The organism is Variimorphobacter sp. HTMS_6 (assembly GCF_059717775.1).
Window position 1 is genome coordinate 1,607,750 of record NZ_AP046094.1, and the last position, 22,399, is coordinate 1,630,148.

Here is a 22,399-nt window from a genome sequence, read left to right on the forward strand (position 1 = left end):
AATGCAATATTTACCAATACAATCCTAACCGGAAAAACATGATGATAAAGTAAATCAATAATGGGATTGCAATTCTTAATTAGATTAACAGCATCCACTGCTATTGCTAGAACAGTCACAGCTGGGTTCGGTTCCGGTCAGCCATCCTTTTATAATTGCGCTGGCACAACCTACTCCGGGGTTAACTTCCAGCGCATTAAATGGACAATTTTTTACGCAGGCTCCGCATTCTATACAAGAATTCAGTTGCTTTATGAAAGTTTTTTTCTCTTTTATTTCAAATACTTGATGAGGACAAACCTCCACACATCCTCCACAGCCGGTGCAATTTTTTGAAGAAAGCTTAAGTGTAACCACATTTTTAAGGTATTGATGTTTCATGTAAACCTCCATCTGCCAATATTTTGGAATTCTATATCGAGTGATATATACATATCCTAAGTTTTACTTACAGCATAGTAAAACTTTAGAGTGTAACAAATGAATTAATAACTAATACGATGATACCTAAACCAATTGAAATAAGAATAGCAGGTATTGCGGTTTTCATCTCTTTTAGTACTCCTGAGTATGATGTATAGGTAGATGAACCGGTAAAATTCATTGCAAAATATGCGGACACAGAAGGTAATGTAAATAAATATCCGATTCCTCTTAATAGTTCAAAGGAATTGGAGAATGGCCATCCGTTAATCATTACAACAAATATGGTCCACAGTAATCCAAGGATCCAACCCTTCATAGCAAATGCTTTAACCGGAATCAATGGAAGTAAGACAGGTGTTAAAAAGCATCCAGCCATCACGGCACCAGCATAGGCGTAAAAATCAACGATACCGAAGCGGTTAACTGCAATTAAGTTAAGGAGAAACAGCATTCCAAATAAATAGATGGAAGGTTTTAAGGAGGATACCATCTCAATGGGCGTCAAGATAAGTCGATCTTTTGTTGTGAATAATACCTCTCTCATCTTATCATCCGCTTTTAACCCAGAATTGATATAGTCTTTTATATCCTGTGCTCGGACGGGCCCATATACAACCTGAAAGCCAGTTTGTTTCGTTACCTCATGACCAATCACTCCGGGAGCGCCAAGCTGAGGGAGGATGATTTTCTTATGTGAGATTAATTCTGAAAGCCTAGATTTAGTAATACGATTCACTAATTCCTTCGTGCCAAACGTGCCTTTTCCAGCTGCACACCATACATTTACGCCCTTTGTGTCAAGCACTAAGATCCATAAATTCAATCCGGTTAGTTCCTTTCGAAGCGCATCTAGTGTTAGCTTATAATTTGCGGTAACAAGTACATTCGAATTTTCATCGGGGGTGCCAACTGCATAGAGACCTGGATGGATACTATAACTCATTCTACCGATGCCCCATCTCACTTTCCAGGCTCCTATTTTGTCAGACAATAATAGTTTTGTAGAAACCTGCGGAATTGTACCAATCACAGTTTGCAACTCACCAACAATCCAAGGGGCATTTTTATCATATAAAGTAATTGGCTGATCTTCACATGTTGAATCACAACAACAGCAACTATCACCCGTGGTGTTATTGATAATCTTCACTGATTGGGCATTAAGTCTTTGTATACTACGTTTTCTACTAGTACTGTCTGTATCACAACATCCGTCTTGATTCATAACGAACCTCCTATTATTCGCAGCATTCGTCTTCTGCTGCCTGAACGTTATCTATTACCATTGTTAATTGAACAAGTAAATCAATGGCGTTCTGTGAACCCTGTATTGAGATGGAATAATAAGTCCACTTTCCTTCACTACGTGCATTCACTATCCCACTCTGCACAAGAATTTTCATGTGATGTGATAGAGTTGACTGTCCAATGTCTAGTTTTTCAAGTAAAACACAGGCGCATTTTTCACCGCTTTGAAGCAGTTCTAGAATCTGTAATCTATTTTCGTCGCAAAAGGCTTTGAATACCTTAGCGTGATCGATATGTTCTTTTGTCAAATGAATTCACCTCATATCTAAATATTTCGATTTGAATCAATTTTAATTCTCAAATCTAAATTTGTCAATGTGAAAATGCTATAAAATGTAAAAAATAAAAAAGTAGTCTCATAAGGTCTGCTACCTAATGATGACTACTTTTTATAAACTATGGATTGTTTTTGTTAAGGTGATATCACTTCGATACTTTTCATCTTGTTTTCAATAACCACATCCGTAAAATCTCCTCCGCTTTCACCATCGATACACCAGGCAATCGGATTCTTGGAGGTGATTTTGATATTAGACGCAGTAATTAGATGAACGAGATCTTTATCAATCTTGTTTTGCATAAGTTTGGCGAATGTCATCCGTAGAATTGAGGTCTTCTTTGGATTTTCAATTAATAGAACCTCGAACAATCCATCATCCAGGTTGATTTTCTTAGGGTCAAATTTGATTAATCCGGCTAGACTTAGCGTATTCGTGATGGCACCGAAGGCAAAGTTACCATCAATTCGATTACCATCATATTCTAGGGTTAACTCGTAGGAATTATTACGCCAGATACGTTTGATGCCTTCTATGAAATAAGCAAATTTACCAAGTACATTCTTCTTTTTTTGATCTGTAAGGTAAGCAACTTCCGTGAGAAATCCAAACGTGGCTGAATAAATGAAATTCGTGTTCTGAAAAAATCCGATATCAATTGATCGGACCTTTCCGTTTGCAATAATCTCTGCTGCTCTATTTGCATCAGTAGGTATTTTAAGATTCTTTGCAAAATCATTCGTGGTACCAGCCGGAATATATCCGAATTTGGGGCGAACAGCCTCCGGTAATGACATTAATCCAATTACTACCTCATTCAAAGTTCCGTCACCACCCATACAGACGACCAGATCATATTGGGAAGCTAAGCTTTTTGTGATGTTTGTAGCATCTTTACGACATTTTGTAGAAACTACAGTTACATCCATCCCATACTGAGAGAAAACCTTAACCACCTTATTAAAATTATATTGAGCCGCTTTACGTCCGGCTTTGGGATTTATTATCAACAAAGTATGCATACAAACCTCCTCATGTATATATGCGCTTGCTCATGTTACATAGATGCTCCTAATTACATAATACCCCAAAATCGTAATTTCGTATAGTTTTTATTTTAACAATATATGCTTTGTTTGGCAGAATATATGAGGAGCATACGGTTTATGAGCACTCCAGTATCCTACTTAAAACATTCAGTAGAATATTAGCCTGTTCGATTGTCTTACCGGATACAATATAGTTGTCGGATAAAAGTTTCTCTATGGTTAATTTTTGAACATCAACCTCCTGATTTACCCACTCAAGAGTTTCCTTTGTTAAATAATTTGAATGAATTAATAGTGACGTTAAGCTAGGGGTTAACTTCGCTTGTCTATCCTTCCGTTCCATTACACGAACCGATTTATCCAAACCCTTTATTAAATTTGATAAATCACTGTTTAGGGTATGTTTATTTGTTAACCAATCAAGTACAGATTCTTGCTTTGGGATTTGTAATATGATATCGGGGTCAATTATTCCGGTGCCTTGCATAAACAGATTTGTTTGGAGTGTTCCACGGTAATAGGCTACTTTGAATTCTTCTAATTCCTTTAAGGTAAGATGTCTAGCTGGATCTAAGTGTTCTGGGTTAGGTAAACCTTGTTTCCGCAAATCTGTTTTGTTGGAATTAAGTCGTTCAAGAATTCGGTTAATAAAGGATGGGCTTGTCGCAACGATATGAATATTACTACCGTATACTTTTTTAAGTTCCTCTAGGATACCTTCTCTTGAGAATTCACTACACGCTACCACAGGCTTACCATCTGCTCTACTACCCAAGGGTACAGCCATTAATGCCTTTGATTTGTTCTTATCCAGCTGCTGCAAATCAATATGATTAAGCTCTGCTAGGTTTTGAGTTTCATAATAATCTAGCTTACTTTGTGCAGCCAGGGTGCTAAATAGAATGGTTTCATCAATGAAGCCCAGAGCGATTAAGCTCTCACCAAGACGATATCCTATCTTATTCTGATAATAAAGAGCCATCTCCAACTGTTGTGGCTGTATTAATCCCTGCCCTAATAGAAGCCTGCCAAGCTGTTGCTTAGAATCGTTTGGGGCATATCTTCGCTTACCGTCAAATACATAGATCATATCCTCTGCCATGACATAATAGTGTACCACTCTGGAATCATAGATTACTCTTTTGTCCAAATCAATTGCCAGATCAACTAAGCCCTGAAGTGTATGAATATGGATTAAATACTGATTGGTTACCTCTACACTTCCCTCGGTTATCCAATCTTTATATTTACGATGATCAAGCAACAGCTTTGACTGTGATTTGGATTTTATCCGGAATAATATCAAAATACTGATAAGGAGTACAATTAGCATTGCAAACTGAACCAAATGATCATAAAGCATATCATATAGGTTGGTATTGTTTGAGGACTGTAGATTATCTTTGTTCAGGGTGATGTTGCTAGCCAGATCCTGGGTTTTCGATACTGTAAAATTGATCGCCTGTAAGGTGATTGGTAGCTCCTGCGCAAACGACTTCTCAAATGGAATATTATGAATCGTACCGTTTAGTTTGATGTTGGTGATTACGATTAGCTGAAATTGGCTTGTTTGAAACATAATCTCCTGCGCCATCTGAAGTGCCTGATTGTAGGCATTGGTAGGATCAAGATATATCGTTTTTGATGAATAGGACGGATTCTCTGAAGATAATTCAAAGGTTTCTTCAGAAGTCTTATTTAATAAATACGACCAATAAGCCTCGGACTTGTCATTAATCGCCCGAAGCATAATTTGAGAGGATATTATTCCGTGTATCTGAGTATTGCCGATATTATTGGCTGAAATCTTAGGTACGACCGGCATGTAGGGGTTGGAGGCATAGAAATATGCTAGCATCCCCTGTGGAAGGGCAGTTCCACTCGGCCATATCTTTAAGGGAGTTCTGGATATGATCTGATAATCATGGGAAGCTTCTGCCGTTGTCAGGTTCACCTGTGGAGTGGCATTACTTTGTGTTATATCATAATAAGTAATGACCGTAACTGCAATTATTGCCAGTACTAAAATCCCAATCATTAAGTTAATGAATGAATTTTTTGACTTCATAGTTCTCACCTTTACTTTCAAGGCTTAGTATGGCGCTTTTAGTAAGTTAAAATACGGCGAGGTGAGGAAGAAGTGTCTTGAAGCGTGAGGGAATATGTTTTTGTGTTATCGGAAGCGTTAATGGTAAATGAAGTGGTTATAAAATTGAGTTGATTATTAGTTAATCTCATCTGGACATCGATGGACTGACCCGGCATTAAGGATAAGGTTAGTTGTTGTGTAGCAGGTGAGTTTTTTTTAAATACACAGGAGGAAGAGCCGATTTTAATACCGAGATTATAGTTTTTCGTAATACCGAATACCTGAGTCGGGGTCATAATAACATCAATAATCATAACCTGATTTGAATTATTTGTAATGGAGCCAACCTTGTTAAAGCCATTGTTTAATTTGCTGTATTGCGAAGAGTTAAAGCCTTCCAACTTAACAACTGCACTGGAATCACTTGATACTACAGCTGTAGCATTCCTTGATAAATTATTAATGGTAATGGCAGCGCTCTTTGGCAAAGCAATCAAGCCAAAGGTTAAGCTGATAGATAATAAAATCAAAGGTAATTTTCTACTGATCATAGTCGCCTTCTCTCCTTTCCAATGATTTTTCCACGAACACGATGAATGCGACGCTTTGTTATCTTATCCTTTATAGCCTTTAACGGGATCCATTCTTCAAAGCCATGGATATGGTTTAATAGCTTGAACATAAGTTTTAACCACAGTCCTCCGGTGATACCGATTATCATCATAGCTAGGGTTGGCCAAATGCGATGCAGATAGATGACCAGTGGTCTCGGTAAAAAAGCAGGATAATTATAAATTTGAATATAGCCTTGATAGAGACCGGTTTTTTTCACAGGTTTCACCGAGATTATCACGGAGCCTTTAGACCTTGGGGGCAGATATGACGGTGATGATTTTATACTGAGTGGTGTAATTCCTGTTATAACAGGCCATATTGGTATTAATCCGTTATTTTGAATGTTCATGATCAGTTCGCCCGGATGATTCACTTCCACCTGATTTCCTAGGGTTCCTGGATATTCACTCACCAAATATTTTACTTGTGATACTCTTGAGCCTATGAAGATGGTAATTATAATGGATATCATTGCAAACCATACAATGGAGTTATAAACCCGTTTTAATCGTATTCTATGTCGTGGCTTCCTTCGTTTTTTTGTGTTCTTGATAAATAATAGTGACAGTAAGGATAATATTAAAAAAAGAAGTGAGAGATATTTTGCATTAAACCCTACCCCTTCTTTGATATGGGATGGTATATTACCTAAACCCGGAAATAGAATGGGCTGGTTTTGAAAGGTTAGGACCTTTCCCACGATGTGTTGGGGTTTTACCTCGGGCTCTCCAATCATTTGATCCGGATAGGGAGAGTTATCTCCTTGTGTAATGAAGCCATTCTCACCAATCTGAATAATACGATGAGTAATATAGGGTGCCTTTAAAACAACCGGTCGATACATGATAATATCACCTACCTTGGGTCTAGAAACTGGCCATACGATAAAACCATCATTTACTTTAATAAGTGGCTCCATGCTATTTGAATATACATATGTTAAAATCGGAGCACCATTGGAATAGGTGCTTGCCATTAGTATAAAAACAGCGATTACTAAACCCAATAATGCTCCATTTATCAATTTCTTCATAACTGATTCTCCTAATAGTCAACCCAACATAGGTGCTACGGAGAAATTACAATGAACAATTACTTGCCTTCTACACGTAATACTGCACTTAAAGTTTTGTTAGCGGCTTGACCACTTGTGTTAATGGAAAAGTAAAAGTCTGCAGATGATCCAACGCCAATGGTTGAACTACCATTATTTGTAGGAACTAATGACATAGAATTTCCGCTGTTCGCATCATTATTCATTGTAACAGTAATCGGTATATCGGAATTATTCTTTATCTTAATTGCACCGTTTGAGGTTGAACCGATTGAAAATAATGCTTCTGTGTTAAAACCGTTTGTGGTGTTATTGTTGATTGCTTCGTTTAAATCAAATTTGACTTTTCCGCTTGCATCTGTTTTTACAAGGTTTGTGTATTTAGAAATGTTTGTAATCTGTACTGCAACATTTTGATCGGTATCGACCATAATCTGACCTGCATTCACACTACGATTAAAGGTTACGTTGGATAACGCTGCGGAACCCACTGCTGCGATACTTAAAGCTACCAAAAGAAATAAAACACCAAATTTTAATTTGTTCATATTATTCTCCTTCATATTGATTATTATTAGGGTTTTTATAGGCGACAACAAAATTAAATCATATAACGAAAAAATTATTGTTATTAGAAATCATTTGTACTGTAGTGGAATCTCATAGAATGTATAATTTAAGTTTACGACTTGTGTAGAACACATCGCCTGTTTATAATACTACGACTATCTCATGAAAGACAATATTAAAATATTTCCAAAAAGGTGTTACTGGTTACCCCTATGTTAAAAACAAAAGAATATCAAAACATATATTCTTAAGCAACTGTATGAAGTCGTTGGTACTTAGAACATGTGCTTTATGTTCATATGTACCGCTATGTACTTCATTCAAGAGGGAGCGTGTTGCTTTGAAAATATGTTCTGATATTCTTTTGATACTTAAAGCATACATATTTACAATTTTAATTCTTCGAAGGTAGTCTTAACCAGCCAGCTGGTTTTTTGGTTGTTCCTACAACCCAATCCCCATCTTCGTTTTTTAAACTGAACTTTTCTCTTGATTTACCTTTCACATTCTGTTGAATGATTTCAACAAAATCATCTCCTACCAAGGTTACAATACCGACATGTCCATATTTTGAATCAGTAAAAATCATCAAATCATCAGGAAATGGCCTTTCGTCATTACCGTTACGGTACTGCAGTAATCCCCGGTCTTTATTAAGACCTCCTTGAGGGACATCTTTATCAAAAAAATCGATTGCATTTCCGTATAGATTTGGCATCTTATGACCAAGTGCATCTTTATAAAAGCGTTTTACGTATTCAACGCATTGCCACTTTTGACCGTAATAATAACCATCCACACAATAATTTTTTCCATGGCTTTTACTGTAATTATCGCCATTATCATAAACCGGAATATTCTTATAAGAGTCGATTTCTTTGCCGACATCACGGCTTGATGCATCTTGGAACAGCATATAACCAAATACTGATAGAATTGCTGTTATGAATAAGGCGATTAATAATTTTTTCATGGTTATTCGCCTCCTTTGTATTTTAATTTTGATAATATTTTTAATTATATACCATTGTTAGGTCGTAGAAAAGGGAATCTTACCGAATATGACATGAAAAACCATAATAATTGTTGAGAAATAATATATTTGTGACTTAGTCACTTTAGTATACGAAAGTATTGACAGAAGTTACATATGATAAACTATAAACGATTTATATGGAGGTATAGTATGGGTAATTTATTCGGTAATTTTTGTTCAAGTGATAACAGTGGTGGAAGCGGCTCAAATTCAATGATGATGATTTTATTACTACTCTTTTTATGTGGTGGGGGTAACTTTTTAGGAGGTTGTGGTAGCGATAGTAGCTCATGTGGGTGTGGTGATGGAATGAGTGGTATCTTGCCTATTATTTTACTTCTTTGTGTTTGTGGTGGTTCCTTCTAATTGATTGCAGATAGTTCTATCAATGGAAGCATGTTATTACGGTTCAATTGAGAATTGGACATTTGGTAATTAATATGCTTCCGATAGAATTATCATCATCTAGGTTTAAAGCTTTACTCTAGCGTGATATTGTTTGTGGATGATCAATTCTCGACAATAGTGCTATACTTAAAGGGTGGCTGGGTCTGGGTATAATAACCAGAGATTACTTGACTGACCCAATTTTGAAAGATGGATTTCCATTCATTTTTCTCGAAGAAAGTTTTTACCGGGTTAAGTACGGTTGAATCCCATTCGAGACTTAAGAATGGATTAATACCAAAGGACCACATTCCGTTCTTCTCCACTCCGGATTCCCTTATTAGAAGAAGCGGCAAACCAAACTGATATGCCATACCTGTTTGCACGTGTGCAAAAGGACAACCTTCCCATATAGTTTCCGTTGTATTATTAGATACGTTATTATCAGTAATATTTACACATCGCTGTTTTAAGTTTAAGGATACCATTCCATAGCTGGATGTGATTAATCTCCGAATATTATTTAGCGGAGTTATCGGATATTGATCGGTAAATGGTAAGCTTCGACAGAAAAGGTTTGCGCTTTTGATTTGACGAAGCATCTCTTCAATAAAATCCTGCTGCAATTGATTCAATGTGCTGGGATGATTTATAAATATCGGCATATGATACAATGGATTGGAGGATTCCTTTAGGAGGTTAGATGGTTCCAAGGGTAGGGGCTCTTCCTCCTCTTGTTTTGTGTCAATCGCTACCGGCTCATGTTCCGTATATGGAATTCGTGGTTCTGGATAGGATTTAAAGCTATCAATAATCATAATTATACTTCCTCCTTCCCTATATAATATGAAAAGAGAATTTACTAAGTTCTTGTTTGACGACAAAATATATTAAAATTCGATTATGTAACATCAGTACGAAAGATGTTAAAGGTGTTAAATATATCTATTATGCCATATCCCCAGTCACGATTCGGGTACAATAACTGTGGATTACGCCTCGCCCCACGAATTAAGAACTTTTTAATACCGATTGTATCAATATTGGTGTAATTATTCCTTACGATTCCCCATTCTAAAATCAAAGCTGCTATTCCTGTTGTATGAGCCGTTGCTGCACTGGTTCCGGTTAATGTTGTAAAGGTGTTATTAGGCCCCGGACATTGAACATTAACACCTGGAGCTGCCAAATCAGGATTAAGTATATTCGAGGTGGAGTATCCCTTTCCGGAATTGATATAGAGTGTTCCGTTCGCTTGATTATAAGCAACAATTGTCATTGGTACAAAACTATTACCAGGCGAAGTGAGTGTGGTATAAGGATTGGAACGTGTAAAATAGGTATCCTGTGAGATAAAATTCCCGGAAGGAAGCCATGAATGGATTGATCCATTCAAATCTCCTCTTCCAGTGATTTGAAATCGCCAGGTTCCGGGGGTTGGATTTTGAAAACGCATCAAAATTACTTGGTTTCCTGTTTCATTTTCAATTAATATGTAATCTAGATAAATCAGAGTCTGCTCAAAGATAAAGCGTATAGTTCTGGTTTCTTCCAGCTTGCCAAAGATAGTCGGCACATATTCACCCGTCGGAGTTAGTATATCAATGGAATATAGCATTGGAGGCTCACCCCATATTTCCATTGAAAACCCTGGCTCATTCTCTGCCACATTCAATTCAATTGGAACCGGAGGGGAATTTATTTGAACAGCGCTGTAAAAGTGCCTCCTTGCATTTCCTTCATTACCGCCACTTGCTGATGCGCATATTCCGGGAAAATCTCCTACTATGGAAACAGAATTGTTAAGATAACCGGCATTATTATGAGCACCTTGGGAGGTACCGACACCAATACAGATGGATATAGGTCGTCTTAATCTTCTTGCCGTTTCAACTAAATATTGAACGCCCCATATGATATCATTCTCCTGGAAGCAAGGCACTGAAGGAGGGATAAATAAGTAATCTGTTAGATTTCTTTTCGCTTGTTTTAACTTTACTACGATCAGATCGGCATCGGGCGCCACTCCGCTAAAATTATTCGCCCGGTTTTCTGTCCCTGCCGCTATTCCGGCTAACTTGGTTCCATGTCCGTTTTCATCTACCGATGGAACGATTTCATGAGGATTAGGGCTTTTTATAGCCTGGTTTATTTGCTCTTGTGTGTACTCCGTGCCATAATAGGGAGGAAAATCGAGCTTTGGGTATCCATCAATACTATCGATGGTTTGATCCCATATCGACATTATTTTTGTTGTGCCGTCCGCTCTTTGAAAAACCGAATTTGTATAGTCGATTCCGGTATCAATGATTCCCACCAATACACCGTTACCACGCAGATTAAGAGCAGGTGTATTACGAAGTCTTGTAACACCTGATTCGTCTAGGCTTTGGGTGTCTGTTAAGGAATAGCACTTAGGAATTGCGTTGTAGCCATATTCTGAGATTAACCTCGGTGTTATCTGAGCAATTGGGATATAAATAATGGCTAAGCTCACATTCATAATTTGAACAGAATATTGTTCGTATTGTCGAAGAGATTCCGGATTACCATTATAGATAAGTTGGATATCAAAATAATCATTACTTACAATTTTAAATCGGCTTTCTGAAGTCACATCCTCCAACCCCAATCGTCAAAAATTATCCACCACTTCTAATTCTGTCAAATACATTATATGCATCCAATATTCCATAACCCCAATCCGGGTTCGGATATGCAAGATCCGGACTCCTTCTTGCTCCTCGTATCATGAATATTTTAATATCCTGACAAGTCATCTTAGGATAAAATTTATTCACAATACCCCATTCAAATAAAAGAGCTGCGACACCGGCGGTGTGTGCTGCTGCCGCACTGGCTCCGGTTACTTCAACAAAACCCATTTGTAAATCAGGACTTAACACATTGACACCAGGAGCTGCAATCTCCGGTTTTACCACTTGAATTCGGGTGTAGCCTCTGCCGGCATTAATATACAGACTATCATTTTCTACATTATAAGCAGTCGCTGTAATTGGGATTGTTGCACAGCCTAGAGATAATAAGGTAGTATTGGGGTTTGACCTGATGAAATAGGTGTCAGGTAGAATCCAATTATTCATCGGCAACCAGGAATTAAAGGTAATCGGTGGTATTCCTCTCCCATATACATTAAATTTCCATATTCCTTGAGCGGGTTTTGAAAAGCGCAATAGAATCAGTTGGTCACCACTTTGTGATTCCACCAACTGATAATCTACGAATATGATAGTTGGCTCAAAGATAAAGGTAATCTCCCTGGTTTCGTTTAATCTAATATCAATACGGGGGATATACTCTCCGGATGGTGAGGTTATGTCGATACTAAATGCATTTGGACTTGTTCCCCAGATCTCCATGCTAAATCCAGGTTCGTTCGGAGCAACATTCAACTCTATCGCGTCAAATCCTTTTTCCTCATCAATTGATCCGAAATAATGCCTTCTTGCATTCCCTTCATTTCCAACAGTAATTACCATCGCCACACCGGGGATTGCACATTGTAGGGAAAGCCATCCACTTGTTGAGCCCCGCCCATCATGGGCATACTGTGAAGTGTCAATCGTAATACATAGAACAATGGGGCGATTTATCGATGCGGCATAGTTTAGCAAATATTGAAATGCAATAAAAAGATCATTCTCCTGATAGGCGATGGCATTCTCTGGAACTCGAAAAAACTGCTTTAAATATGGTTTTGACTGTTTGACCTTAACGATAACCAGCTCTGACTCCGGGGCAACACCATAAAAATTACTTTCCGGTACTTCATTACCGGCCGCAATTCCGGCTACCATGGTGCCATGGCCGATATCATCTCTGCTTGGTACTATGCTATGTGGATCGGGATTTTGCAATGCTAGATTAATTTGTTCTCTGGAATATTCCGTTCCATAAGGAACTGTATTATTAGGGGAATCATTACGAATGGTCTGATCCCATATAGAGGCAATTCTGGTGGTTCGATCAGCGTATTGAAATACTGGGTTAGTGTATTCGACTCCGGTATCAGCGAAACCGATTAATACCCCATTTCCCTTTAAATCTAAATTGGGGATACTTCTTAATCGTACGATACCCGATGCCTCAAGATTACGATCTTGTGTAAGACCAAGTAAAGAAGGTATAGCACCATAGCCCATCCGTGATATGATATCTTCCGTCATAACACTTAACGGCAGATGTACAATAGCAAAGTAATAATTTACTATATAATATCCATATTGTGCAAAGGGCTGTAAAACGGATAAATCACCATTATATTCTATAAGAAAATCAGCAAAATCATTGCTGTAGATCATATCATTGATATCCGATGTCATGGCATCCTCAATTTACATATTCTTATTCTATTATATTATAGGAAATACAGTTCATAACAACATTTCTTATAATTAATAAAGCGGTATTCGTATATTTGGCAGTACTAGGAATCATAATGTACGGTTGTGAACATTCCGCCGATAGAGGGGGTCATATTATTGCTCATATGGTGTGGTATATGACAGTGAAGTGGCCAGATTCCTTTATTATTTGCATTGAATTCAAAATCCCAGGTTTCTCCAGACGCTACATTTATGGTGTTCTTTTTTACATTGACATAGGAGGATAATTCATTTCCATCTGAAGCAGTTACTTGAAATTGATGTCCGTGTAGATGCATAGGATGGGCATCCATCATTACATTTCCAAAACGGACACGAATCTGTTCGCCGAATTTTACGGGCAATGCTTTTGCTGAAGGAAAGCATTTTCCGTTTATCGTAAAAAAGTTAAATTCGTGAGAGGAAGGATCGAGTTCATACTCTCCTGCTTTTATGGTATCATGAGGGATATCCTTTGCCTTGAATTCCTGAAGCATAAGGAAGAAGTCTTTATCCATTTTGCTATAGGGTTGTTCAATGATAAAGCCGCCCATAAGACCCATCATAATTTGTTTGTGGGATAAGAAGTGGGAATGGTACATATGTGTGCCGGGTGGATTTTTAATTTGAAAGCGATAATCAAAGAAGTATCCTGGTTTGATTTTTGGGGAAGGTTCAATGTCCGGTACGCCGTCCATCATATTAGGGACATCCAGACCGTGCCAATGTACACTGGTTGGTTCCGATAATTTGTTATAAACTCTAATATTTACATAGTCTCCTTGGTTCACTAATATGGTGGGACCCGGGGTGCTTCCATTATAACCCCAGGCCTTAATAAATAATCCGGGCAGAATTTCCTGTTTCACCTCTTCTGCTGTCAATTCAAAATACTTAACGCCTCGAATGGTTTCAAATTTTAATATATCTATATCAGGAGTTATAACCATGATATCCTCCTAAGGTGTTGCTATACTACTAAAATATGTCTGTGATTTGATATTGTTCAATGTAGCGCTAGGATTAAATTGTACTATCATTATTTCTTTGGCAGTTTGGCTCATGTGATACGATGGGAACTTTAAACAATCATAGAACATATGATATCTTGATGTTGCAACTAAGGTATTAAGGTATGTAGTAATGAATCATCCGATTTTTATTGTTTTTGAATCCATATTATTTGCAACAGCATTATCAACGGATGCGCTGATTGCAAGTCTTGCTTATGGAAGCAACAAGATAAAAATTCCGTTTGTATCCGTTCTGGTTATTTCGTTTCTTTGTACCGGAATACTAGCTCTCTCGCTTCTTGTTGGTTCTGTTCTAAAACCTTTCTTATCTACCGAAGTATTGAAAGGAATTTCATTTACAATTCTATTCTTTCTAGGTATCATGCGGCTGTTGGATAATTTGGTGAAGTCATTAATTGACCGATATAGCATAATCAATAAGCAAATTAAATTCAGCATGCTAAACCTCAATTTTATATTAAATATTTATGCTGATCCGCAGGAAGCCGATATTGACGAGTCGAAGGTATTGTCACCACGAGAGGCTTTGTCGCTGGGTATTGCATTATCCATAGACAGTCTGGCAGCAGGTGTCGGTGCAGCGATGGGTAATATTAATGTACTGGTAGTCATATTTTCATCTATCCTATTAAGCATGGGTGCAATTAAATGTGGTGAGATCTTAGGCTATAAATTAAGTGATAAGGTACCTTTTCGTCTTTCTTGGTTAAGTGGCTTTATTTTAATTGCGTTAGCGGTTGTGAGGTTGGTTAATTAAATGATTGGAAAGGTGTACTACACTCACCGAAGAAGTGTTCTGTTCATATAATTAATTGGAGCGATTAATCAATTAGGGATACATTTCTTGAATTGAACTTAGCGATAATCTGTGATACTACATCATGAAAGGATTGAATAGAAATGCATGAAAATAAAAATGTAATCTATACTCCACCTACGGTAGTGGACATTACAAGCCCTGGTTATAATGCGTTGAAAGGACGATATTTTATCGCGCAGACTGGTGAATTAGAGTTTGGCTTTTGTGATAATGCCTGGGGAGGACTGATTAATCCACATCAATCGGGTGTATATGTATATTTTGATATATTCACGATAACAAATTTTTCTGAAACCAGTTATACTGCAGAGATATGGCTTAATGCACCTGCACCCAGAGATTCATTGGTTTCCACAACGGTTACACCATCAAACCAGTCAATTAAGCCTCCGCCGAAACCGAACGCATTTATGAAATATTCGGACAGGATACAAAAGTCTTTCTCGGAAGGTGTTAATATATTTGACCGTATTGTAACACCGAATTCTACATTGGTAAGTGATTCCCACCAAGGTTCCATAATCATTGGTCCCGGAGGAACCTTCTCAGTATTGCTGAAATCGCCCGGTGATATGAAGATTACAGGAACTATCGTATTAACCTGGTGGGAAGAGAAAATTCCTTCTAACTGCTATGAATGATAAGGAGGGGTATTATGAGCAGAATATATCTTCATAATGAAAAAAATCCTCCGGAGGTAATCGTAATGCCGGAGAATGTTTATCAATCAAGTATTGGTAAGTATTTTCTTGGGCAGACAAAAAGTATCTTTTTTGGTCCTGATTCCTATGCCTGGGGTGGATTAGTAAATCCAAGTGGTTCCGGCGTTAATATGTTCTTGAATGCATATACGATATCGAATTTTTCCTCGGAAGCGATAACAGCACAAGGGTGGTTAAGTGCAGATTTGCCGGGAAGAGCGATTACATCACAGCTGGTTGCAGCAGGAAATCAGGCAATCTGCCCTCCCTCTTATCCTAAGGTTTTAATTCAGAGTGTCAGTAACACAAATCGTACACCACAGGGAGGAACCTATACCTTTGTAAGACGGGTAGAGCCCAGTCAAACGCTTACGAAACATGATTTTCAAGGAATGTATATCATACCACCGGGAAGTACCTTTGTATTATTCTTTTTACCTTCCGACAATGAAGAAATTGAAGTGAAGATTGCATTTGGATATTGGGAAGAACCAACTTTCATTAAGAATATACCTTAGTAATAATATTAACAATACGTTCTAAATCCCGATCCGTCATCTTGGTATCACTCGGTAAGCATAAACCTTTGTTATATATATCGTCGGATACTCCGTTGCCGATATAATCGTATTTTTGAAAGAAAGGTTGTAGATGCATCGGTTTCCAGATGGGTCGGGATTCAATTTGATCACTTTCTAGTGCATTGATGATTTTAGCAGGAGTCATCGCACCTCTTAGTTTAATACAACTCAGCCAACAGTTTTGATCCGTTCCTTCATTACTTGGCATCATCATGATGTCGCTATTTTCGCTAAATGATTCTTTATAATAATTATAAATATGTTTTTTCTGATTAATCCTTTGTACTAAAACCGGCAGTTGACCTCTTCCAATTCCGGCTATAATATTACTCATCCGGTAATTATACCCCAATTCATGATGTTCATAGTATGGAACTGGTTCTCGTGACTGGGTTGACCAAAACCGAACTTTTTGAATTCGTTCCTCTTGATTTGAGACCAACATACCCCCTCCTGAAGTGGTGATTATCTTGTTCCCATTGAATGAGAATGTACCATAATCTCCATAGGTACCGGTATATTTCCCTTTGTATAAACTACCCAGACTCTCTGCAGCATCTTCAATAAGGATAGTGTCGTATTTGCGACACACATTTGCAATCTCATCGATATCAGCCGGTATCCCATATAAATGCACTATAACAACCGCCTTTGGCTTGATTCCTAGCGATAAGTATTTGCGAAATGCTTCTTCTAGAAGTTTAGGATCCATATTCCAGGTTTTATAATCACTATCTATAAAAACAGGAACCGCTTTTTGATAAATAATCGGATTCGCTGAGGCTGAGAAGGTAAGTGACTGACAGAATACAAGGTCTCCCTCTCCTACCTCTGCTGCTTTTAATGCCATATGAATGGCTGAGGTGCCGGAATTTAAGGCAACAGCTGCTTTTGTGCCAATTAAGGAACAAATATCATGTTCAAAGCTTGTTACATTCGATCCAAGTGGTGCGATCCAATTCGTATCAAAGGCCTCCTCAATGTATTTCTTCTCATAACCTTCTTCGCTCATATGAGGGGAAGCTAAATAAATTTTTTTACCCATTATGATTCACCTTAATTCCTATTATCATGAATGTTATTTACCTCTTCAGGGCTCTTATAGGTTGGTACTACTTGTTTTAATGCTTCGATAATGTGCCTTTTATCCTTTGTTTTTAATGCGTTTGATAATAATTTGAGTCCTTGATCCAGCTCTTCCTGGCTCAATTCATTTTGTTGTTCTATAAATATCTTTTGATTTATCGTACTAATAAGATTCTCGCTCTTTGTTAAGAGTTCCTCATACAATTTTTCTCCGGGACGAAGGCCTATTTCAACAATCGATATATCAACATATGGAACATACCCGGATAGACGAATCAGGTTTTCTGCCAGATCAAGGATCTTAACCTGTTCCCCCATATCTAGAACATAGATTTCAGAACTGTTCGCCATAGCGCCTGCCTGTAATACTAATTCGGTTGCTTCGTTGATCGTCATAAAAAAACGTACAATACGCTTATCCGTAATGGTGACTGGCCCTCCCTGAGCAATTTGCTTTTGAAACAGAGGAATAACGGAACCATTTGAGCCTAATACATTACCAAAACGAACTGCAACAAATTCGGTCTTACTGGTTCTTTTCTTACTTTGGAGTATCATCTCGCAGAATCTTTTGCTTGCGCCCATAACACTGGTGGGATTGACTGCTTTATCCGTTGAGATAAGTACAAATTTATCAACATCATAGCGCTCTGCTGCTTGAACCACATTATAAGTCCCAAATATATTGTTTAGAATCGCTTCTTCCGGACAATCTTCCATTAATGGGACATGCTTATGCGCTGCAGCATGAAATATAATATTGGGTCGATAGCGCTCAATTAACTGATTAACTTTTGCTTTGTCACGGATGGATGCTATTTCAATCTTTAAATCCAGTTTGTCACCGTAAAACTTAATTAATTCCTGTTGAATTTCATAAGCATTATTTTCGTATATATCAAGAATAATTAATTGTTTTACCGATGCTTTGGAAATCTGTCTGCACAGCTCGGAGCCGATAGAACCGCCTCCTCCAGTAACCATTACAATCTTATCGGATAAAAACTCTTTGATTTCATCCCCCTTAAAATTTACCGTCTCTCTATCCAGAAGCTCTTCGGTGTTGATATCGTGCATCCTTTTTAATAATGTTTCATGTGTTTTGCTTTGAAGAATTGCTAATGTATTCGGTAGAATTTGAATTTTATAGGGAAGCTTGGAACAAAGCTTTAAGACTTCTCTCTGACGATTCGCAGACATAGAAGGAATCGCGATTACTATTTCCTTAACTTCTGAATTTTGTAATAGATTTTCCAAATCAGATATTGGCCCTTTTACTTCAATTCGGTGAATTTTCTTCCCGATTTTTAAGCGATCATCATCTACAAAGAAGAGTACCTTGTATTTATTATTCGGGTTGCTTTCTATTTCTTCATATAATTTTACACCAGCTTCCCCTGCTCCGATAATTACGATCGGAAGGAATGAATTTACACAGGGTTTATGAATATAATTAACATAATGACGATAGCATAACCTCATTAATAGCATTCCTAAAAGAGATATCGTTAGAGTAGAAAAGGCAATCAATATTGGTACTACACTATTTAAGATGACATAGTCAATAATCAAATAAAAGATAAATCCTACCGCTCCTCCTAAAAGCATAGTCAAATATTCTTTAGAACGTGCGTACCTCCATATAATACGGTAGTTTCCGAACAAACATTGCATTATTGTTAGAATAATGATGAATAAAATTATATGTGGTAACAAATAAGGATAGTTTAATTTGCTAGATCTATATATATCAAACATAATGAAATATGTGGAATTAATTGTCATGATTATGATGCTGATATCAAGTAGAAATAATATCATTTTTCGATACAAACGGAACATCTACTGCCCCCTCCTATACCTTAGTGATTCATATTTTTACAAAATCACATGTTAAAAACGTTATAACTTGTCGTTTTATGATTATACTTAGTTTAATATATTCTTACATGCACATTATTGTACCTAGGTTTATGAAATGATTTTTAGGAAGAATTTGTTCGACAAAGCTTAAGATGTTGTTGCCTCAAGCAGGTAAATTTGTTAAAATATTCTATGTGACAAGATTTTGTGTGTCAAATGAACCACGGAGGTCTGAAGATGAAACTAAGATATAAAAAAGCAATCTTATTATCCTTATTAAGTACGTTAGGAATGGGCGTTTTAACCCTGTCAGTCAATCCGAATCATTCTCCAAATGCCAGTACTGTTGCATCTCAAGATATATCAAAAGTTGCTGATAAAGATACAGATAAGGATTCCGATTTAACCCCTTCTCCCGCCGTGACTGAGTTGCCGGCACAGCTGCCTGTTTATGGATTTGAAAAAGATGGTAATGCAAAAATCACTGAATTAATAAATAAGTATTATAATGCAAAGCTCCACAGTGATCGCGACACAATCAAAACATTACTTACAGATACCTCGCAAGTTGCTTCCAAGGAACAATTAAAAAAGAATATTAATTTTATAGAGGGATATAAAAATATTAAATGCTATGTTAAAAAGAGCTTCCGGAAAAATGAATTTATCGTTTTTGTATATCAAAATATAAAGTTTTATAACATTACTACTATGGCTCCGGCGCTAGATGAATTTTATGTTATAAAGGATTCATCCGGCAACATGAAGATATACTCAGATGACTTCGATGAAAAGACAAAACAATACTATCGTGAACGAATCAAGGATGAAGATGTTGTTAAGTTGATAAAAGAAACAAACAATAAGATTAATAACGCAAGAAAAAAAGATAAAAAATTCAAAGGGTTTTATGACGGATTTACAAAGAAAAAAGCATCATAGACACAGAATAGATATACAAAGATAGATGAAAGACTGTTATGAAATAAATAATTTGTTAGGGATATATTTCTTGCCGAATTATTTATTTTACAACAGTCTTTTTTGTTATTTAATCACGATATTTTATCTTAAAACAATAGCTTATATATTTAAAAACTCGGAATATACATTATATAAGGGATCTCTACGTTGGGAGGTATAGAACTTGGAAGATAATTCGAAATTTCATACGGTCCGAGGATATCAATTAATGGAGCAAAATAAGAAGCTCTTAACCCCTGCTATGGAGGATTATTTGGAAATGATTTATCGCAATAGCCTGTTGGATGGGTTTTTGCGCCTTACCACCCTATCTGAGTTACTCAACGTATCGGCTCCCTCGGCCACAAATATGGTACAAAAGTTGAGTTTGGCAGGGCTTTTGGTTTATAAAAAGCATGGAATTATTCGCTTGTCAGAGAATGGGAGGGAAATTGGTAAGTTTCTACTACAACGTCATGAAATTATAGAAGAATTTTTAAAAAATCTGGATGTCAAAGAGAATTTGCTGATTGAAACAGAATTGATTGAACATGTGATATCCCCCTCTACTTTGCAGCGTTTGAGCTTATTTAATCAATTTGTGCAAAGTAATCCAGATGTACTTGAAAAATATAATCAGTTTTCGAATTATCATATCGGGTGAACGATAGCTGTAACATAATTAACCTTTCTGTCATATTGTGAGTTAGAGACTTGATTTAGGCTGGGCTAAATCTCTTAAGTACATAATTCAATTCAATATGATAGTAAAGAGGTGTAAATTGATGTTAGATGAGAATTACGTTCAACCTATCTGCCCAGTAACAGATGAGGGAGTTATACAAAAAGGAAATTCAAAGCAAGGATTTGGCACGTACAATAGACTACAATCGTTATTAAAGTTTTTAGGCCCTGCTTTTATTGTTAGTGTAGCCTACATTGACCCCGGCAACTTTGCAACAAATATCAGCGGAGGGTCAAAATTCAATTATACCCTCTTGTGGGTTATCTTATGGAGTAATTTGATGGCTATCTTCTTGCAGATTATGTCTGCAAAGCTTGGAATTGCTACTGGTCATTCCTTGCCAATGATGTGTGGCAAAGTATTTTCCCGAAAAACAAATTGGTGTTTTTGGATTGTTGCTGAGCTAGGAGCCATGGCAACGAATCTCGCAGAATTTCTCGGCGGAACCCTTGGGTTTTATCTCTTATTTCACATCCCAATGATTTATGCGGGGCTTATCACAGCAATTCTAACTTTTATCATTGTATATGTCGGGAAGTATGGCCAACGTATCGTCGAAATAATCATATCAATTCTAGTCGCTGTTATATGCGTCGCTTATTCCGTTGAATTACTATTATCAAAACCCGAATGGTCTCAGGTGGGCCTTCATGTGTTGCTCCCCTCACTACCAAATGGGGAAGCAGTCTTAATCGCAGTCGGAATGTTGGGTGCCACAGTAATGCCCCATGTGATCTATCTTCACTCCAGTCTGGTACAGGAAAGAAATATTGGATTATCAATCGAGCAAAAAAAGAAACACCTTAAGATGGAACGTTTTGATATCATCATAGCAATGAATATCGCATTCGTAATCAATGCATCCATGGTAATCGTCTCGGCAGCAGTATTTTATAGAAATGGGCTTGCGATTACTTCGATTGAGCAGGCGAAGGAAACATTAACGCCATTATTAGGGGCGGCCTCAGGAGCGGCTTTTGCAATTGCTTTGATTTCATCCGGGCTTTCCTCTTCTGCTGTCGGAACGATGGCGGGTCAAACTATTATGCAGGGATTTGTTGGACTTAAGATCAAAGATAATATAACCAGACTAGTCACAATGCTTCCGGGCATGGTGATTATAGTTATTGGAATTAATCCGATTAAGGCACTTGTCTTTAGTCAGGTAATACTGAGCTTTATTCTCCCTGTAGCAATTATTCCTATGCTGATCATTACCAGCCGCAAAGATTTGATGGGAGCCCTTAAAAATAAAAGAATTACCAATATTGCAGGCTGTCTTATATCCTCGGTGATTATCGCTGCCAATGCTCTCTTACTTTATATGACTTTTACCGGAAATGTATAGAATTAATCACGTAATAATATGAGATAAGATTTGTAATAAGGTAATGATGATTTTAGATAAA

22 protein-coding genes are annotated in these 22,399 nt (G+C 37.2%); 7 read left to right on the plus strand and 15 right to left on the minus strand.

Annotation, left to right across the window (positions count from 1 at the left end; translation table 11 throughout):
- Positions 1 to 84: 84 nt before the first annotated feature.
- The 9 genes from hgcB to AC6IWN_RS07295 all read right to left on the minus strand — a co-directional run bounded on the left by hgcB (position 85) and on the right by AC6IWN_RS07295 (position 8,362).
- Complete coding sequence (hgcB, locus tag AC6IWN_RS07255; RefSeq protein ID WP_497991706.1) at positions 85 to 381, minus strand: mercury methylation ferredoxin HgcB; 297 nt, start codon at positions 379 to 381, stop codon at positions 85 to 87.
- Between the two features lie 85 nt (positions 382 to 466).
- The gene (gene hgcA / locus AC6IWN_RS07260; protein ID WP_497991707.1) at positions 467 to 1,651 is read right to left on the minus strand and encodes a mercury methylation corrinoid protein HgcA; all 1,185 of its coding nucleotides are present in this window, start codon (positions 1,649 to 1,651) and stop codon (positions 467 to 469) included.
- 13 nt (positions 1,652 to 1,664) lie between these two features.
- Positions 1,665 to 1,982 carry an ArsR/SmtB family transcription factor gene (locus AC6IWN_RS07265; RefSeq protein WP_497991708.1) on the minus strand — a complete coding sequence of 106 codons (318 nt, stop codon included), beginning with the start codon at positions 1,980 to 1,982 and terminating at the stop codon, positions 1,665 to 1,667.
- A gap of 164 nt (positions 1,983 to 2,146) precedes the next feature.
- The gene (locus AC6IWN_RS07270) at positions 2,147 to 3,034 is read right to left on the minus strand and encodes a diacylglycerol/lipid kinase family protein (protein ID WP_497991709.1); all 888 of its coding nucleotides are present in this window, start codon (positions 3,032 to 3,034) and stop codon (positions 2,147 to 2,149) included.
- Between the two features lie 142 nt (positions 3,035 to 3,176).
- On the minus strand, positions 3,177 to 5,129 hold the full coding sequence (locus tag AC6IWN_RS07275; protein WP_497991710.1) for a DUF5305 family protein: 1,953 nt from the start codon (positions 5,127 to 5,129) through the stop codon (positions 3,177 to 3,179).
- Positions 5,130 to 5,167: 38 nt separating this feature from the next.
- Positions 5,168 to 5,701: a hypothetical protein gene (locus AC6IWN_RS07280; protein ID WP_497991711.1), complete on the minus strand. Its 534-nt coding sequence runs from the start codon at positions 5,699 to 5,701 to the stop codon at positions 5,168 to 5,170.
- Positions 5,698 to 6,798 (minus strand): signal peptidase I, encoded by a 1,101-nt coding sequence (locus AC6IWN_RS07285; RefSeq protein WP_497991712.1) that lies wholly within the window; start codon positions 6,796 to 6,798, stop codon positions 5,698 to 5,700. The genes AC6IWN_RS07280 and AC6IWN_RS07285 overlap by 4 nt, the downstream gene beginning before the upstream one ends.
- Positions 6,799 to 6,857: 59 nt before the next feature.
- Entirely contained in the window at positions 6,858 to 7,367 is a 510-nt protein-coding gene (locus tag AC6IWN_RS07290; RefSeq protein ID WP_497991713.1) for a hypothetical protein, read from the minus strand.
- A 416-nt stretch (positions 7,368 to 7,783) separates the two neighbouring features.
- The gene (locus AC6IWN_RS07295) at positions 7,784 to 8,362 is read right to left on the minus strand and encodes a CHAP domain-containing protein (protein WP_497991714.1); all 579 of its coding nucleotides are present in this window, start codon (positions 8,360 to 8,362) and stop codon (positions 7,784 to 7,786) included.
- 213 nt (positions 8,363 to 8,575) lie between these two features.
- Between AC6IWN_RS07295 and AC6IWN_RS07300 the strand changes: the two genes are divergently transcribed.
- A complete protein-coding gene (locus AC6IWN_RS07300) occupies positions 8,576 to 8,791 on the plus strand; it encodes a chorion class high-cysteine HCB protein 13 (RefSeq protein ID WP_497991715.1) in 216 nt (71 codons plus the stop codon).
- 143 nt (positions 8,792 to 8,934) lie between these two features.
- Here the strand turns inward: AC6IWN_RS07300 and AC6IWN_RS07305 are convergent, their stop codons facing one another.
- The 4 genes from AC6IWN_RS07305 to AC6IWN_RS07320 all read right to left on the minus strand — a co-directional run bounded on the left by AC6IWN_RS07305 (position 8,935) and on the right by AC6IWN_RS07320 (position 14,147).
- Positions 8,935 to 9,630 carry a hypothetical protein gene (locus tag AC6IWN_RS07305; protein WP_497991716.1) on the minus strand — a complete coding sequence of 232 codons (696 nt, stop codon included), beginning with the start codon at positions 9,628 to 9,630 and terminating at the stop codon, positions 8,935 to 8,937.
- A gap of 83 nt (positions 9,631 to 9,713) precedes the next feature.
- Complete coding sequence (locus AC6IWN_RS07310) at positions 9,714 to 11,429, minus strand: S8 family peptidase (RefSeq protein ID WP_497991717.1); 1,716 nt, start codon at positions 11,427 to 11,429, stop codon at positions 9,714 to 9,716.
- 25 nt (positions 11,430 to 11,454) lie between these two features.
- The gene (locus AC6IWN_RS07315) at positions 11,455 to 13,155 is read right to left on the minus strand and encodes a S8 family peptidase (RefSeq protein WP_497991718.1); all 1,701 of its coding nucleotides are present in this window, start codon (positions 13,153 to 13,155) and stop codon (positions 11,455 to 11,457) included.
- A gap of 104 nt (positions 13,156 to 13,259) precedes the next feature.
- Positions 13,260 to 14,147, minus strand: coding sequence for a multicopper oxidase family protein (locus tag AC6IWN_RS07320; protein ID WP_497991719.1), 888 nt, complete (start codon positions 14,145 to 14,147; stop codon positions 13,260 to 13,262).
- A 193-nt stretch (positions 14,148 to 14,340) separates the two neighbouring features.
- On the opposite strand from AC6IWN_RS07320, the gene ytaF reads away from it, so the two are divergent.
- The 3 genes from ytaF (at position 14,341) to AC6IWN_RS07335 (ending at position 16,270) form a co-directional block, all read left to right on the plus strand.
- Positions 14,341 to 14,988: a sporulation membrane protein YtaF gene (ytaF, locus tag AC6IWN_RS07325; RefSeq protein ID WP_497991720.1), complete on the plus strand. Its 648-nt coding sequence runs from the start codon at positions 14,341 to 14,343 to the stop codon at positions 14,986 to 14,988.
- Between the two features lie 143 nt (positions 14,989 to 15,131).
- Positions 15,132 to 15,692 (plus strand): DUF6143 family protein, encoded by a 561-nt coding sequence (locus AC6IWN_RS07330; protein ID WP_497991721.1) that lies wholly within the window; start codon positions 15,132 to 15,134, stop codon positions 15,690 to 15,692.
- Between the two features lie 14 nt (positions 15,693 to 15,706).
- On the plus strand, positions 15,707 to 16,270 hold the full coding sequence (locus tag AC6IWN_RS07335) for a DUF6143 family protein (RefSeq protein WP_497991722.1): 564 nt from the start codon (positions 15,707 to 15,709) through the stop codon (positions 16,268 to 16,270).
- Here AC6IWN_RS07335 and AC6IWN_RS07340 read toward each other — a convergent pair.
- Together AC6IWN_RS07340 and AC6IWN_RS07345 are read right to left on the minus strand one after the other, a co-directional pair.
- The gene (locus AC6IWN_RS07340) at positions 16,254 to 17,378 is read right to left on the minus strand and encodes a DegT/DnrJ/EryC1/StrS family aminotransferase (RefSeq protein ID WP_497991723.1); all 1,125 of its coding nucleotides are present in this window, start codon (positions 17,376 to 17,378) and stop codon (positions 16,254 to 16,256) included. The two genes, AC6IWN_RS07335 and AC6IWN_RS07340, sit on opposite strands and share 17 nt — an antisense overlap.
- 11 nt (positions 17,379 to 17,389) lie before the next feature.
- On the minus strand, positions 17,390 to 19,261 hold the full coding sequence (locus tag AC6IWN_RS07345) for a polysaccharide biosynthesis protein (protein ID WP_497991724.1): 1,872 nt from the start codon (positions 19,259 to 19,261) through the stop codon (positions 17,390 to 17,392).
- A gap of 258 nt (positions 19,262 to 19,519) precedes the next feature.
- Between AC6IWN_RS07345 and AC6IWN_RS07350 the strand changes: the two genes are divergently transcribed.
- The 3 genes from AC6IWN_RS07350 (at position 19,520) to AC6IWN_RS07360 (ending at position 22,338) form a co-directional block, all read left to right on the plus strand.
- Positions 19,520 to 20,224, plus strand: coding sequence for a hypothetical protein (locus tag AC6IWN_RS07350; protein ID WP_497991725.1), 705 nt, complete (start codon positions 19,520 to 19,522; stop codon positions 20,222 to 20,224).
- 205 nt (positions 20,225 to 20,429) lie between these two features.
- Positions 20,430 to 20,909, plus strand: a complete 480-nt coding sequence (locus AC6IWN_RS07355) for a metal-dependent transcriptional regulator (RefSeq protein ID WP_497991726.1) — start codon at positions 20,430 to 20,432, stop codon at positions 20,907 to 20,909.
- Positions 20,910 to 21,030: 121 nt separating this feature from the next.
- Complete coding sequence (locus AC6IWN_RS07360; RefSeq protein WP_497991727.1) at positions 21,031 to 22,338, plus strand: Nramp family divalent metal transporter; 1,308 nt, start codon at positions 21,031 to 21,033, stop codon at positions 22,336 to 22,338.
- Positions 22,339 to 22,399 lie beyond the last annotated feature (61 nt).